At 72.6% G+C, this 15,086-nt stretch carries 11 protein-coding genes; 4 read left to right on the top strand and 7 right to left on the bottom strand.

Annotation, left to right across the window (positions count from 1 at the left end; genetic code table 11):
* Positions 1 to 81: 81 nt before the first annotated feature.
* Both IEY86_RS25985 and IEY86_RS25980 read right to left on the bottom strand, forming a co-directional pair.
* Entirely contained in the window at positions 82 to 996 is a 915-nt protein-coding gene (locus IEY86_RS25985) for a hypothetical protein (RefSeq protein ID WP_229698760.1), read from the bottom strand.
* Positions 997 to 1,200: 204 nt separating this feature from the next.
* Positions 1,201 to 1,464 (bottom strand): hypothetical protein, encoded by a 264-nt coding sequence (locus IEY86_RS25980; protein WP_189134273.1) that lies wholly within the window; start codon positions 1,462 to 1,464, stop codon positions 1,201 to 1,203.
* A gap of 260 nt (positions 1,465 to 1,724) precedes the next feature.
* On the opposite strand from IEY86_RS25980, the gene IEY86_RS25975 reads away from it, so the two are divergent.
* Entirely contained in the window at positions 1,725 to 3,692 is a 1,968-nt protein-coding gene (locus IEY86_RS25975) for a serine/threonine-protein kinase (RefSeq protein WP_189134272.1), read from the top strand.
* Between the two features lie 109 nt (positions 3,693 to 3,801).
* On the opposite strand, the gene IEY86_RS25970 is transcribed toward IEY86_RS25975, so the two are convergent.
* Positions 3,802 to 4,602 (bottom strand): SGNH/GDSL hydrolase family protein, encoded by an 801-nt coding sequence (locus IEY86_RS25970; protein WP_189134271.1) that lies wholly within the window; start codon positions 4,600 to 4,602, stop codon positions 3,802 to 3,804.
* Positions 4,603 to 4,956: 354 nt separating this feature from the next.
* On the opposite strand from IEY86_RS25970, the gene IEY86_RS25965 reads away from it, so the two are divergent.
* Both IEY86_RS25965 and IEY86_RS25960 read left to right on the top strand, forming a co-directional pair.
* Positions 4,957 to 5,433, top strand: a complete 477-nt coding sequence (locus IEY86_RS25965; protein WP_189134270.1) for a hypothetical protein — start codon at positions 4,957 to 4,959, stop codon at positions 5,431 to 5,433.
* Between the two features lie 26 nt (positions 5,434 to 5,459).
* The gene (locus IEY86_RS25960; protein ID WP_189134269.1) at positions 5,460 to 6,581 is read left to right on the top strand and encodes a DUF5925 domain-containing protein; all 1,122 of its coding nucleotides are present in this window, start codon (positions 5,460 to 5,462) and stop codon (positions 6,579 to 6,581) included.
* A gap of 24 nt (positions 6,582 to 6,605) precedes the next feature.
* Here the strand turns inward: IEY86_RS25960 and IEY86_RS25955 are convergent, their stop codons facing one another.
* Positions 6,606 to 8,171, bottom strand: a complete 1,566-nt coding sequence (locus IEY86_RS25955) for a carboxyl transferase domain-containing protein (RefSeq protein WP_189134268.1) — start codon at positions 8,169 to 8,171, stop codon at positions 6,606 to 6,608.
* A gap of 173 nt (positions 8,172 to 8,344) precedes the next feature.
* Here IEY86_RS25955 and IEY86_RS25950 point away from each other — a divergent pair, with 173 nt between their 5' ends.
* Entirely contained in the window at positions 8,345 to 9,385 is a 1,041-nt protein-coding gene (locus IEY86_RS25950) for a lytic polysaccharide monooxygenase auxiliary activity family 9 protein (protein ID WP_189134267.1), read from the top strand.
* Between the two features lie 122 nt (positions 9,386 to 9,507).
* Here IEY86_RS25950 and IEY86_RS25945 read toward each other — a convergent pair whose 3' ends face one another.
* The 3 genes from IEY86_RS25945 to IEY86_RS25935 form a co-directional block, all read right to left on the bottom strand.
* On the bottom strand, positions 9,508 to 10,494 hold the full coding sequence (locus IEY86_RS25945) for a DNA polymerase Y family protein (RefSeq protein WP_189134266.1): 987 nt from the start codon (positions 10,492 to 10,494) through the stop codon (positions 9,508 to 9,510).
* A 5-nt stretch (positions 10,495 to 10,499) separates the two neighbouring features.
* Positions 10,500 to 13,910 (bottom strand): DNA polymerase III subunit alpha, encoded by a 3,411-nt coding sequence (locus IEY86_RS25940; RefSeq protein ID WP_189134265.1) that lies wholly within the window; start codon positions 13,908 to 13,910, stop codon positions 10,500 to 10,502.
* A gap of 358 nt (positions 13,911 to 14,268) precedes the next feature.
* Positions 14,269 to 14,445, bottom strand: a complete 177-nt coding sequence (locus tag IEY86_RS25935) for a hypothetical protein (RefSeq protein WP_189134264.1) — start codon at positions 14,443 to 14,445, stop codon at positions 14,269 to 14,271.
* Positions 14,446 to 15,086 lie beyond the last annotated feature (641 nt).

Here is a 15,086-nt window from a genome sequence, read left to right as displayed (position 1 = left end):
TCACGGGTTCGCAAGTCCCGCGCGCTCGCGAGGTCGGGGCTTCACGGGTTCACGGCTTCAGGAGTTCACGAGTTCACGAGTTCACGAGCAGTCGTACCGGTGCTCGTAGCTGCTGGGGCACTGCGGGCACACGAACACGTACACCCCGCCCATGTCCCCCAGGCTCATCCCCGTCCCGGGACCGATGCTCGACTCCACCTCCGGCGAGACCGGACGCCGCCACATCGGCCCCTCTCCGAGCCGGTCCTCCTCCGGCAGCCAGGGGTTGCCGAACGACGGCTCCCGGCTGTGGATCGTCAGCAGGTGCTCCATCTGCCGCCCGCAGCAGCACACCGGCCAGTCGGGCTCCTGGGTCCACCCCGGATAGCCGCCCACCTTGGTCTGCGTGGCGACCGCGGCGTCCCAGTAGGACAGGCCGACAACGTCCTCCAGCTGCTTGCTGCGCTGTTCCACCGAGTCCCGCAGATCCAGGGGAAGGTCCCGGCCGGGGTACTCGGTCGCCCGGGTGGGGTGGACGAAGCACGGACGGGGGACGCACTCCTCGTCGTACTCCCACGGCATGGGCGGCTCCTCCAGCAGGGGACCCATGACGATGTCCCCGGTGCGCTGCCAGCGCAGCACGGGAAGCGGGGCGTGCTGGGGAGGGTGGAGGAGGGGGCACCACAGGACCTGGAGGAGATCGGTGCCCGCGGGCATCGGCAGGTCGGGCACATCGCGGGCGTAGAGCTGGAGTACGGGGGTCAGCGCGACGCCGAACGGGCCCACGGTCTCCACGGGCTGGCGCAGCGGCCTGTAGTGGTCCGCCGCCTCGCAGAACAGCCAGGGCTCGTCGGCGGGCCACAGCAGCGGACCGCCCATGGAGCTGTCGTGCACGCTCGGCGCACCGGCGCGCGGGTAGAGCAGGGTGGTCGGCCTGGCGAGGTCGGCGACCTCGGGGAAGTGCTCGGTCACATGGAACGGCAGGAGCGGAACGGTCCGTGGAGCTGTGCGGTTCACATCGCCCTCCGAAACGGTGCACGGGCAACGAAGACCCACTGCCGGGACGGGTGGGGACGCCGGCGGAGGGGCGGCACAGGGGTCGGTGGGGGCGGCCTTGACCCCGCCTGCCCATCCGTCCTCCGCCCGGCACCGGGCAGTGGAGTCACGTGGGCAAGGAGGGCGGGACGCCCCCGTCGTCATGTGAACATACGGGGCTCCAGGTCAGCGGCGTCCGCCGAACAGGGACCTGCGCAGGCGGCGGAGCGGAGCGAAGAGCGAGACACCCGCGGTACGGCGGGGCGCTGCCCGCTCGGGGTTGCGGGAGGTCAGGTCGAGCATCAGCCCGGCCGCGTCCTCGGTCTCCCCCGCCGACAGGGCGGGCCCGCCGAGGACCGCGAGATGGCGGTCGAGGCGTGCGCCCGAGACGCTGCCACCACAAGTCACCGCCGGAATGCGCGGCCTGGTGCGCGTTTCTATCTGCTTCATCTAACTCCCCACCCGTACGAGGCGCCCACGCGGGCAGGGTAAGCCTATCCACTGACGCGCCTCGAAGTGCAGCCGCATGCGGCGTATTCCCCGTCACGCAACTGTTGTTGACGGTTCGCCCCTGTTCTGTAACAGCACAGGACGGCAGGGGACGTTCCGCTGAACCGGGTCCATACTCGCAGCAGGTCACGCCTCCAGGGAAGCGCGATCGCAAGCGCGGCCGCGGGGGGTGGTCCACCGGGGCGAAGGGGGACTCGCCGATGAACAGCAATCCGAACAGAAGAACCGACCCCGACCGGGGCGACCTGGTCTCCGGCCGCTATCGGCTGGTCGACGAGCTGGGGCGCGGCGGCATGGGTGTCGTGTGGCGCGCCACCGACGAGATCCTGGGCCGGGAAGTGGCGGTCAAGGAGGTCAAGGCACCCGCCGGCCTCGCGACCGACGAGGTGGAGAAGCTGTACGCCAGGCTGGAGCAGGAGGGCCGGGCGGCGGCGCGGGTCGACCATCCCAACGTCATCACGGTCTACGACGTGGCCAACGAGGACGGCCGCCCGTGGATCGTCATGGAGCTGGTGCGCGGGCTCTCCCTCGCGGATGTGATCGAGGCCGAGGGCCCGATGGCTCCGCGGCGGGCCGCCGAGGTGTGCGGGAAGGTGCTGGCGGCGCTGAGGGCCGGGCACGCGGCCGGGGTGCTGCACCGCGATGTGAAACCCGCCAATGTGCTGATCGCCAACGACGGCCGGGTGGTGCTCACCGACTTCGGGATCGCGGTGATCGAGGGCTCCTCCGCCATCACCCGTACGGGCGAGTTGGTGGGTTCGCCGGAATTCCTGGCGCCGGAGCGCGCGCTCGGGCGCAAGCCGGGTCCCGAATCGGATCTGTGGTCGCTCGGCGTCACCTTGTTCTCCGCCGTGGAGGGGCGCTCGCCCTTCCGGCGCACGACCGCGTTGAACACACTTCAGGCCGTGGTGGACGAGGAGCTGCCCGAGCCGGAGCGGGCCGGGCCGCTGGCTCCCGTCCTCGAAGGGCTGCTGCGCAAGGAGCCGCAGGCGCGCACCAGCGCCGAGCGGGTCCAGGCCATGCTGGAGGAGGTGGCCGCGGGCGGGACCCCGAGTGCGGCCGGCTCTCCGGTGGGGGCGGTCGGCTACGCGCAGACGGTCAAGGGCGATCTGCCGCAGTCGACGCAGGCGTCCACGCACCTGTCGGCCGCGGCGGCCGCGCACACGCCCACTGCGGGCTCCACGCAGGCGTCGACCCACAACCCGGCTCCCGTGGTGGCGGCGTTCCAGACGCCGGGTCACCTGCCCACCGTGACCGGCCCCCGTACGGACACGGACGGACCGGGGGGCGGATCCGGCGGTGGCTTCGGTGCCGGTGGGGCCGACGGGCCCGGTGGTCCGGGTGGTTCCGGCGGGCGGCGGGGACGGACCGGGGCGCGGGCAGCGGTGATCGCCGCCGTCGTCGTCCTGGCGCTGGCGGGTGGCGGCATCGGCTGGGCGACCCTGCACAACGGCGGCTCGGGCAATGACACCTCGGCGTCCGGCTCCGTGACCAAGAGCCCCGCGCCGAAGACCAGTAAGGGCGGTGGGAACGGCACGGCCTCGGCCGGCGCGGGCACCGAGGGATCCGGCAAGGGGACACAGACCGGCACCGGCGGCACCCAGCAGCAGGAAACCCACAACGGGACGACCACCACGGGTACGCACGGCGGTCACAGCTCGCCGCCCACGACGCCCGTCGACGTCACGGTGTACGTGAGCGCCGTGCGCGACTCGTACTCGGGGTACTGCCCGCCCCCGGCGGATCAGGCCCCGCACTTCCGGGCGACGTTCACGGTGAGCCGGACTCCGGCGACGGTGAAGTACCGCTGGCGCACGAGCAACGGCGGCAGTTCCGACCCCGGCTGGAAGACCCTGGAATTCGCCGCGTCCGACCCCAAGGAGAAGACCGTGGAGCACACGGAGACCTCCTACCTGCCCGGGGAACTGCACCACGACTGGATCGCGGTCGATGTGCAAAGCCCCAAGGCGGTGCAGTCCAACCATGTCCCGTACTCGGTCGACTGCACGGATTCGACCACCACGGCCGGCAGCACCGAGGGCTCGGGGACCGACAGCGGTTCAGGTTCGGCCAGCGGCACGGAGACCGCCAGTACCGAGGGACCCGGTACCACCGCGGGGGCGGCCGGCACCCCCGGCGGGTCCGAGGCGGCGGCCGACGAGTCGTGAGGACGGCTCCCGGCGGTCCACAAGGGCGCCGGGCGTGCCGGCGCCCGGACACGCGAACGCCCCAGGAGGTGCGAGTGCTCCCGGGGGCGTTCGCCGTGCTGCGGGTCGGTCAGCCCGCGGCCGCGGAGAAGACCGGCAGGTAGCCGCCGGACTGGCCCGAGGCCATGGGGTGGTAGGACTCGGTGATGTTGAACCATTCCACGCTGTGCAGCCACTCGGAGTTCGAGCAGATCTCGTGGCCGGTGAAGGTGCCGCGTACGTCGCCGAAGCTGAACCCGGCGGCGGAGGCGCGCTGGCTGACGACGGAGTCCAGCAGGTCGGCCGCGTTGTTGATGGCCGTCCTCTTGGTCTCGCTCAGCCCCACGATGCAGGAGCCGTTGAGCTTGTAGAGGCGCGGGTAGCCCAGGACGACCACGCGGGCCGAAGGAGCCTTGGACCTGATCGCCGCGTAGGTCTGGTCGAGCTTGGCCGGGAGCTGGGTGTTGACGAAGTTCCGCGCCTCGTTGATACGGGACAGACACGTGCTCTCGGAGCTGATCACACACGTCGTCATGACGTCCGTGAATCCTGCGTCGTTACCGCCGATGCTGACGCTGACCAGCGTCGTCGCCGAATTGAGCGGGCCGAGCTGGTTGTTGAGCACATCGCTCGTCCTCGCCCCGGAGCAGGCGGTGAACGCGAACGATGACGGGCCGTGGGAGTTGGCCCAGAGCTGCGGGTACGCCTTGGTGCTGCGCAGGCAGTCCCCGCTCTCACCGGTGTAGCTGCCCGCACCGACTCCCGCGGAGTAGGAGTCGCCCAGGGCGACGTAGTTGGCGCCGGCCGCACCGGCCGGGTTGGCACCTGTCGCAGTAAGAACCGCGCCCGTGACGAGCGCGGCAGCGGCGGACACGAAACGGGACAACCTCATGGGTTCCTCCAACTTGGTCGTGTACCACCTCTGTTGGTAGCAGCGACCAGGCGTTGGCGGAAGTGTTCATGCCAAGATTTACGCGCGTAACCGACCCAACTTGCCTGATTTTGTTGGGAATTTTTATTGCGACACCATGTCTCGCATATGACATGCACCTACGCCAGGCGTCGACCAGGCGTCGACCACGTCCGCCCCCGCCGCCGGGCCGGCTCCGCGCACCCTCGGCTTCACGCCACACAGCCGCCGCGCACCGGCCATCACCGGCGCGCGGCGGCACCACGTTGTTGACGGCTCCTGGCCCCTGCGTCACATTGAAGTCTGGCTTGAGGCGAATCGGGGGGCCATGTCGCCATGCAGACCTTCATCAGACTCACCTTTCGCGCGGGAACGGAACCGGCTGTAGCACTCACCGGAGCGGCCGCGGGGACCGCGGGGGCGGGGGCACTGCTCGTGCTCCTGGACCTCGCCGAGCCCTTGAGGCCACCGCTGATCCTGTTCTTCCTCCTCACCGCGCCGGGGGCAGCGGCCGCCGCGGCGCTGCGCCGCTTCGACCCGCTCAGCCGGGTGGTCCTGGCCACCGCCGCGGGAATCCTGGTCAATGTGTCGGTGGCTCAGGTGCTCCTGGTGACCCAACTGTGGTCGGTGCGCGCCGCGGTGGTCGCCGTGGCCGCGGTCAGCGCGGCGCTGTACCTGCTGCCCGCGGTCCGTGCGCTGCCGCGTGAGCGGAGCGCGTCCGGGGACAGGAGCGCGGCCGTGGAGAGGAGCGTTTGCGGGAAGGGCCCGGAGCCGGCGTCAATCGTCCATGCGGGGAAAAGGAATGCGGGCTGAGGCGGTTGTGCCCGATCATGGGGCGCATGTCCGCTGTGCAGCCTGAGCCGCGAGGGCTCCATGTGTCCGCGCCCGAGGAATCCGTTCCGCTGCGCGTCTACCTCGACGACGGCGATTCGCCGTACGACGTCGTGGACGCCCTGCTGCTCGGCCGCTTCGCGTCGGGCGACCAGCCGTTCTCGCACTCCGCCTCGCTGGAGAAGGTGAAGAAGGAGGCGACGCTCCTGCCGCCGGACGCCACCGTGCTGCGTTCGGCCCGTGACAAGGACCGCTCGGCGGTCCTCGCCGAGGGTCCGGGCTGGACTCTGGAGGCCTCGCGGTGGCGGGTCGGCGGGGAGGTGACCGTCACCGCCGTCACCGACGAGCTCGCCAAGGAGGTCCTCGAGCAGGCGCTCGAAGGGGCCGCCGACGAGCCGGAGCCCGAGCCGGAGAGCGTCACCATGGGCTTTTGGTACCTCTCCGCCCGCCGTGGCCCCTACCGCACGACACGGACGATCGCCGCCGCCACCTGGCCGGAGATCCGCGGCAACTACTCGGCCAAGGTGGCCGACAGCATGGACAAGCTGATGAAGGTGACCCCGGACGACATCACCGGGCGGCTGATCCTGCTGCACGGCCCGCCCGGCACGGGCAAGACCTCGGCGCTGCGCACCCTCGCCCGGTCCTGGAAGGACTGGTGCCAGGTGGACTGCGTCCTCGACCCCGAGCGCCTGTTCAACGACCCCGGCTACCTCATGGACATCGCCATCGGCGAGGAGGACAGCCATGGCGAGCAGCGCTGGCGGCTCCTTCTGCTGGAGGACTGCGACGAGTTGATCCGGGGCGAGGCCAAGCACGCCACCGGCCAGGCACTCTCCCGCCTGCTCAACCTGACCGACGGGCTGCTCGGCCAGGGCCGCAATGTCCTGGTCGGCATCACCACCAACGAGGAGTTGGAGCGCCTGCATCCGGCCGTCGTCCGCCCCGGCCGCTGCCTGTCGCGGATCGAGGTCAGCCCGCTCACCCGCGCCGAGGCGGTGTCCTGGCTCGGCCACGGCGAGGGCGTGGGCGCGGAGGGAAGCACCCTCGCGGAGCTGTACGCGCTGCGCCGGGGCGGCTCACCGCTTCTGCCGTCGCAGGCGTCCGCCGCCGACGGGCTCTACCTGTAGCCCCGTCCGCCGAAGGGAACGGCGCTACCTGAGCTCGCGGTAGCGACGCCGCCGGGCGGCCAGGCGCTCGCGCGGGTCCTGCTCGCGCAGCGACGCGAGTTCGGTCTCGAGCACACGGCCGAGCCGGGCGAGGAATTCGTCCGGCCGGTCGGCGGCGTCGGGCCGCTCCTCGACGATGCGGTCCACGATGCGGTGGGCCAGCAGGTCCGCCGAGCGCACCCCTTGGCGCTGGGCGACCTCGGCCGCGCGCCCGGTCGTCCGGTAGAGGATGGCCGAGGCGCCCTCGGGCGGCAGCGGGGAGAGCCAGGCATGGCGGGCGGCGATCACGCGGTCGGCCGGTACGAGGGCCAGCGCCCCACCGCCCGCGCCCTGTCCGAGGAGCAGGCACACGGTCGGCGCGGTCAGGGTGACCAGGTCCGCGAGGCAGCGGGCGATCTCACCCGCGAGCCCGCCCTCCTCGGCCTCCTTGGACAGCGCGGCGCCACCGGTGTCGATGACGGAGACCAGGGGGAGGTTCAGCTCGGCCGCGATCCGCATTCCCCGGCGGGCCACCCGCAGTCCCGCCGGGCCCAGTTGCCCGCTGTCGTGGCCGAGCACGACGCAGGGCACGGTACCGAAACGGGCGAGGGCCAGCATGAGCGCGGGGTCGTGCTCCCCCGCGCCCGTACCGCTGAGCGGGATGACACCGCCGGCCGCCGCCTTGAGAAGCGCGCGCAGCCGGGGGCGGTCCTCGCGCCGGGACCGCCGGATGGACTCCTCGGCGGTCGGTGGCTCGGCGCCCGCGTCCGCGCCCGCGCCGCCATCGGCACCAGCACCGCCCTCATCCGTGTCCGCATCAGCACCGGGCCGCGGTCGCGGTCGCGCCGAAACGGCCGTCGGCGCCGACTCGCCGTCGGAAGGCACCGGCAGCGGCTTCCCGTTCAACTCCCCGCACAGCACATCGAGGGCGTCGGCGGCGACCGCGTGCAACTGGTCCTGGGGCAGGACGGCGTCCACGAGCCCGTGCTCGAGCAGGTTCTCCGCGAGCTGGACGCCCGGCGGGAACTCCTCCCCGTACAGCGCCTGGTGCACCCGGGGCCCCAGGAAGCCGATGAGCGCGCCCGGTTCGGCGGCGGTCACATGCCCGAGCGATCCCCACGACGCCAGCACCCCGCCCGTCGTCGGGTGGCGCAGGTAGACCAGGTACGGCAGGCCCTCGGCCTTGTGGTCGGTGATGGCGGCGGCCACCTTGACCATCTGCAGGAAGGCGATCGCGCCCTCCTGCATCCGGGTGCCTCCGGAGGCGGGCGAGGCCAGCAGCGGCAGCCGCTCGCTCGTGGCCCGCTCCACCGCGCGCACCAGGCGCTCCCCCGCGGCGACACCGATCGACCCGGCGAGGAACGCGAACTCGCAGGCGATGACGGCCACTCGGCGTCCCCTGATCGTTCCCTCCCCGGTGACCACCGACTCGTCCAGCCCGGTGGCCTCGCGGGCGCGCAGGATCTCGGCGCGGTAGTCGGGGTCCTCGGGCAGTTCGCCGACCGGTTCGTCCCAGCTCCGCCAGGAGCCCGGGTCGATGGCGGCCTCGATGAGTTCACGTGATCGCGGCACGCTCGCGATGGTAGCCACCGGCCTGGGCCTTAACCGGTCCCGATGCCTTCCTTAACCGCGCCATAAGGATCGGCCCACCGTCGTTGAGCAGGCGATTCGACCTTACCGGCGGGGCTAGCGTGGCGCTCGCCACTCGCAGCCAGCCGCAGGACGACGTGTCAAGGAGATCCCACATGACCGCACGCCGCAAGATCGCCGCTGCCGCCGTCGTCGTCGGCACCCCGCTGATGCTCACCGTTCTCGCCGCCTCGCCCGCGTACGCGCACGGCTCGATGCAGAACCCGGTGAGCCGGATCGCGGGGTGCTTCGCCGAGGGCCCCGAGCATCCCCGGTCGGCGGCCTGCCGCGCGCTGGTCGCCGCGGGCGGGACCCAGCCGCTGTACGACTGGAACGAGGTCAACATCGCCAACGCGGCCGCGCAGCACAAGAAGCTCATCCCGGACGGCAAGCTCTGCTCGGCCAACCGCGACAAGTACAAGGGGCTCGACCTCCCGCGCGCCGACTGGCCCGCCACCAAGGTCAAGGCGGGCTCGTTCACCTTCAGCTACAAGGCGACCGCGCCGCACAAGGGGACGTTCGACCTCTACATCACCAAGGACGGCTACAACCCGTCGAAGCCGCTGAAGTGGTCGGATCTGACGGCGAAGCCGTTCGCCTCCGTCACCAACCCTCAACTGAAGAACGGCGCCTACGTCTTCGGCGGCACCATGCCGAAGAAGAGCGGCCGCCACCTGATCTACGCGATCTGGCAGCGCTCCGACAGCCCCGAGGCGTTCTACTCGTGCTCCGACGTCGTGTTCGGCAAGAGCTCCGGCGCTCCCGCGCCCCAGGCGTCCGCGCCGACGACGACGCAGATGGAGCAGGGCGCGAGCCGGTCCACGGTCGACCACGCCGGCCATGGCGGAGACGGCGCCGGCAGCCACGGCACCGGCGGCCACAACACCGGGGGGCACGGCACCGGTGGTGACGGCAAGGACGCGCGCACCGCGCAGGCGAAGAAGGCCCCGGCCGGGGCCGAGGCGGACAAGAACGCGGCCAACGCCCCGGTGCCCAACGGCGAGTCGGCCACCCCGGTCAGCGACGGGAACCTCGCCCAAACCGGCGGCGGCAGCAGCAGCTCCCTGCCGCTGGCCGTCGCCGGTGCGACGTTCGTCGTGCTGGGCTCCACCGCCCTCGTCCTGTCCCGCCGCCGTGGAGCCGCCGGCGGCAGGTGACGGACGACCGGGGCCCGTCCGCGGTTCGCCGGGCGCGCGTGTCGCGTTCCGCGGACGGGCCCGTCCATGCCCGCGCCCACGCCCACGCCCACGCCGACGGCCGGGGCCGCGGCCGTCGGCGGCTAGGCGGCGTTCTTCGGCGGCCGCCGCAGCAGTGCGGCGGGCGTGACCGCTCCCGCGGCGAAACGGGCGGCGGCCCGGTCGGCGGCCGCCTCGAGACGGCGGATCCGCTCGTCCTCGGGGTCCAACGACAGCTGCCTCGGGGTCGATTCGGCCGCGGTGAGCCCCTCGGCCCGCATGACGAGCCCGCGCAGCCTGGCCCTTTGCAGCCCCAGCGACTCATGGATGCCGTAGACGCACGTCGTGAGCGCCGCGGTGCTGTTGGTCGGATCGCGCGGGGTACGGGAGCGGGTCGTGGTGGAGCGGTCGGCGTAGCGGACGGTGAGCACGACCGTGTGTGCCACCTGGGAGGTGGCGCGCAGCCGGGCTCCGAGCTCGACGGACATGGCGAGCAGTTCCCTGCGCACGGTGTCCCCGTCGATGGTGTCGAGGGGGAAGTCCCGCTCGGCCGTCATGGACTTGGCCGGGGCGTTGGGGGTGACCGGCCTGGGGTCGATGCCCCGGGCGTGGTCGTGCAGCCTGCGTCCCCCGGCTCCGCCGAAGAGGCGCTGGAGCGTGGTGAGCGGGGTGTCGGCGACGTCCCCGATGGTGTGCAGGCCGTGGCGGACCAGTGCCTTCACCGTTGCCGGGCCGACCCCCGGCAGCGCCCCGGGGGACTTCGGCCGCAGGAACGCGGTGACGGCCTCGGGGGTGTCGTCGACGGCCCGGACCGCGTCGGAGGGCCCGCTCTGCGCGGCCATGGTGGCGAGCAGGCGGTTGGAGGCCACGCCGATGGTGCAGGTGACACCGTGCAGGGCGAGGGCGCGGACCCGGATGAGGTCGGCCAGCTCCCTCGGGCCGCGGCCGAAGTAGCGGACGGCGCCGCGCACGTCGAGGAGGGCTGCGTCGGGAGGCAGTGCCTCGACGACCGGGGTGATGCCGCCGAGCAGGTCCAGGAGCTTGGGGTACTCCTCGGGGGTGGTGTGCAGATGGACATGGAGGATGGTCATACCGCTCACCCCGCGCTTCCTGGACTCGAGTGCCAGAGCTTGCGTCCGCCTGCCGCGCCCTCGCCCGCGGGCCGCAGGTCGGCCCAGGGGTGCATCTCAAAGCCGGTGGGCATCGAGATGGTGCGTTCGGGGACGGGGGCGGTGTCCTCGACCGGCCTGGCAAGCAGTTCGCGCACCGCGGGCAGGCCGCCCTCGCGGTGGGCCGCGGCCAGCTCGTTGAGGTTCCAGCACATGGCGCCGACCACGCTGAGGCTGCGCGGGCCGCGCCGTTGCACGGTGCCGCGGATCAGCAGGAGCCAGGAGTGGAAGACGGTGTGCGCGCAGGCGGCGTGGCTGTCGTCGAAGAACGCGCAGTCCACCAGGCCCGTTCCGTCGTCGAGCGTGGTGAAGATGACCCGCTTGCCGGAGCGGATGGGCGGAGTCTGGGTGGCGGCCTTGGCCCCGGCCACCAGCACCTGTTCGCCGTGGGGCACCTCGCGCAGACGGCGGGCCGAGACCGCGCCCAGCTCCTTGAGCAGGGCGTAGTGGTCCCCCATGAGGTGGCGGGAGGCGTCCATGCCGAGGACGGACAGCTCGGCGCTGAGCCGTTCGGCGTCGGTCATCTCGGGCAGTCCGCTGGGCTCGGGAGGTTCGGGCCGCTCGGCGTCGATGGGCAGTTGACCGGAGTTCGCGGCGGCGGCCTGGCGGTGGTGGAGTTCGGCGATCTGCAGGAGCAGGTCGCGGCGGGTCAGGCGCCCGGAGAGGGGGTCGAGGGCGCCGACCTCCACCAGGCGTTCGGCGGGCGGGCGGTGGGGGCGGGCGCGTTGCCAGAAGTCCTGGAGGGAGGAGTACGGCTGCCCGGCGACGATGCGGGCGACCTCGTTCTCGCTGATCCCCTGCACCTCGGACAGGGCCAGGCGAAGGCCGAGCCCTCCGCCGTCGAGGCGTTCGACGCGGTAGTCGGCGTGGGAGCGGTTGATGTCCAGCGGGAGGATGAGGACGCCGTGGCGGCGGGCGTCGGCGAGGAGCACCCGCTTCGGGTACATCCCGGGGTCATGGGTGAGCACCCCGGCGTAGAAGGCGGCCGGGTGGTGGGTCTTGAGCCAGGCGGACTGGTAGGTGGGGACGGCGAACGCGACGGCGTGGGCCTTGCAGAAGCCGTAGGAGCCGAAGGCCTCGAGGATCTCCCAGGCGTGGTCGACGACGTCCTTGCCGTAGCCGCGGGAGGCATTGCGCCGGAACCACTCCTGGGCCTGGCCCTGCAGGGTGGGGCTGGACAGGGCACGGCGGACGTGGTCGGCGACGTCCCGGCCGCAGCCGGTGAGCTCGTGGATGATGTGGATGATCTGCTCGTGGAAGACCACGACGCCGTAGGTCTCCTCGAGGTACTTCTTCAGGTCGGCGTGGGGGTAGCGGACGGGGCGGCGGCCGTGGCGGGACTCGATGAAGGGGCGGACCATGTCGGCCGCCACCGGGCCCGGGCGGAAGAGCGAGATGTCAACGACGAGGTCGTGGAAGGTGCTCGGCTGAAGCCGCCCGATGAGGTCGCGCTGGCCCGGTGACTCGATCTGGAAGCACCCGAGCGTCTCGGAGGTGCGGATCAGCCGGTAGGTGTCGGGGTCGGTCGGGGCCAGTGCGTCGAGTTCGACGCGCTCGCCCGTCTCCCGTTCGACCTCGGCGGTGGCGTGGGCCATCGCGGACTGCATACGGACCCCGAGCACGTCGAGTTTGAGCAGGCCCAGGTCCTCCACGTCGTCCTTGTCGAACTGGGACATGGGGAAGCCCTCACCGCTGGGGACGACGGGGGTGCGGCGCAGGAGGGAGGCGTCGGAGAGCAGGACGCCGCACGGGTGCATGGCGATGCCCCGCGGCAGCGCGTCGAGGCGTTCGACCAGCTCCCACAGCCGCCCGTAGCGGTCCTTGCGGGCGGCCACGTCCCTCAGCTCCGGCAGCTCGGCCAGGGCCGCCCCGGCGTCCCGGGCACGGATGTGAGGAAACGATTTTGCGAGTCGTCCGACCTCCTCGGGATCCAGGCTCAGCGCCGCCCCCACGTCGCGGATGGCGTGCCGCACCCGGTAGGTCTCGGGCATGGCGACGGTCGCCACGCGCTCCTCCCCGAACCGTTCGAAGATCTTCCGGTACACCTCGAGCCGCCGGGCGGACTCCACATCGATGTCGATGTCCGGCAGCGCCTTGCGCTTGCGGGAGAGGAACCGCTCCATGAGAAGGCCGTGCTCGACCGGATTGGCGTTGGCGATGCCGAGCAGGTGGTTGACCAGCGAGCCCGCGCCGGAGCCCCGGGCGGCGACCCGGATACCCATGGCACGCACGTCGTCCACCACCCGGGCGACGGTGAGGAAGTACGTGGCGTAGCCGAGGTCCCCGATGACCCCGAGCTCGTCGTCCAGGCGGTTCCAGATCTCGCGGTCCCCGTCCAGGCGGCGCCGGAGCACCTCGGCGGTGCAGCGCGAGCGAAGCACCCTGACCGCCGTACGGCGGTCGGCCCCGACGAGTTCGGGCTCCGGGAAGTAGGGCTTGCCCAGGCGCAGCTGCGCCGCGCACTCCTCGGCGGTGCGCTCGGTCGCGTCGAGCAGCCGGGCCGCTCCCCCGTGGTCCTGGCCCGCGCCCTCGGCGACGCGTTCGGCGATCCACGCCATCTCGGACGGGCCCTTCAGCCAGCGCTCACCGGTGTCGAGCCGTCGGCGGTCGATGGGAACGAGCCTGCGGGCGGCGTCGAGCACATCGGCGACGGGTCCCTGGTCGGAGTCGGCGTAGCGGACAGCGTTGGCCAGCACGGCGGGCAGGCCGTGCTGAGCCGCGAACCCGGTGGTGCGGGCGGCCAGGCGCAGCGAACCGGGATCCGTGCCCGTGCGGCCGTGGTGGACGGCCTCGAGGCGCAGGGCGTCCTCGAACACCTCGCGCCAGGGAGCGAGCAGCTCCTCGGCGAGGGTCTGGCGGCCGGCCGCCAGCGCACGGACGGGTTCGGAGTCCGGGCCCAGCAGTACGGTCAGGCCGCCGGTCGCGTGGCGCCGCAGGTCCTCCCAGCTCAGCACGGGACGCGGGGCGCCACCGGAGTGGGCGGCCCCGACAAGGCGGCACAGCGCTGCCCAGCCGTCGTCGTCCCGGGCGAGCAGTACGACGCGCGGCCGGCTCTCGTCGATGAAGGCTCCGCCCTTGACGGGGGTACGCCGACGAGGAGCGGTGGCGGCGGCCGCCTTGAACGGGGCGACGGCGAGCTCCACCCCGAGCAGCGGCCGCACCCCGGCCTCCCGGCACGCCTTGGTGAACCGGACGGCCCCGGCGACCCCGTCCCGATCGGTCAGCGCGAGGGCCCCCAGCCCCCGTTCGACGGCACGCTCCACCAGCTGCTCCGGGTGGGAGGCCCCGTACCGGAGTGAGAAACCGGAGGCGACATGAAGATGCGTAAAGCCCGACATGCACCACGCCTCCCGTCCCGACACCCCCCAGCCATTTCGCCCGATTACCTTCCCTACCAGCATAAACACTTCTCGAACATCCGTACGAACACGTTAGCACTGGGCCGGGGGGAGGACCGCGCGAGGCAGCCCGAAAAGGGGGCTGCGCGCCCGGCGGAGCGGCGCGGGGAAAGGGCGGCTGCGCCTGGGCGGAAGGACTGCACCGGGCGACGAGGGAGGGCTACACCCGGGCAGGGAGAAGGCGGCTGCGCCCAGCGGGGAGAAGCCTGCACCCCAGCGGGAAGAGGGGCGGAGAGGAGGACTCGGCCGGCGGAGAGGGCTCGGAGCTGGCCGGCGGACGGGTTGGGTTGGGTCGGCGTCAGGGGCGGGCCGCGGCCGAGCCGCTCGCCTTCCCGCCCCCGGCGAGGAAGGGCGGGAGATTGCCGTCGGCGAAGTCCAGCGTGCGGACGCCGACGGTCCGGTCGGTGAGCGCGCGGGACCGGACCGACGGGTGCGGGGTGCTGTGCGCCAGTGGCCCCGCGCGGGCGTTGAGCAAGGGCGGCTCGGTCCTCGGGAGGCCTACGCCGCCCGCGTTGGCGGCAAGGGAGCGCTGCGCCTGGGCGGGGAGAAGGCGGCTGCGCCCGGCGGGAAAGGGGCCGAACAGGACGGCTCGGCCGACGGAGACGGCGCGGGGAAAGAGCGGCTGCGACCGGGCGGAAAGACCGCACCGGGCGACGAGGGAGGGCTACGCCCGGGCAGGGAGAAGGCGGCTGCGCCCAGCGGGGAGAAGCCTGCACCCCAGCGGGAAGGGGGGCGGAGAGGGCGCTCGGTCGGCGGGGAGGGCGCGGCATTGGCGCGCGGGACGGTGCGGGGAGGGCCGCGACGACGGTGCGGCCGGGGTCGAGCAGGTCGGCCGCGCCGATTCCCTGCGGTCAGTACAAGGGCAAGGGGCTCATCGGGGGCCGGAAGGGGGTCACCGTTCCGTTGGACCAGGGCACGTCGGCCGACCTGGGGGATGTCCGCGGCGCGTTCGGCGAGGGTGGGGTCGCCGAGCGCCGCGATGGCGCCCGCGTAGGCGTCCACGGAAAGCCGCGCCGCCGCGCCCCTTCGACGGCCCGGGCCTTCAGATTCCGACCGTAGGCGATGCAGACATTGACGCCCATGATGTCGGCCGGTTCGTCCTCGCCCCGCTCACGC

Source organism: Wenjunlia tyrosinilytica (assembly GCF_014646055.1).
Classification (GTDB): domain Bacteria; phylum Actinomycetota; class Actinomycetes; order Streptomycetales; family Streptomycetaceae; genus Wenjunlia; species Wenjunlia tyrosinilytica.
The sequence above is the reverse complement of the archived record's forward strand: the minus strand, read 5'-3'. Positions and strand labels throughout refer to the sequence as shown.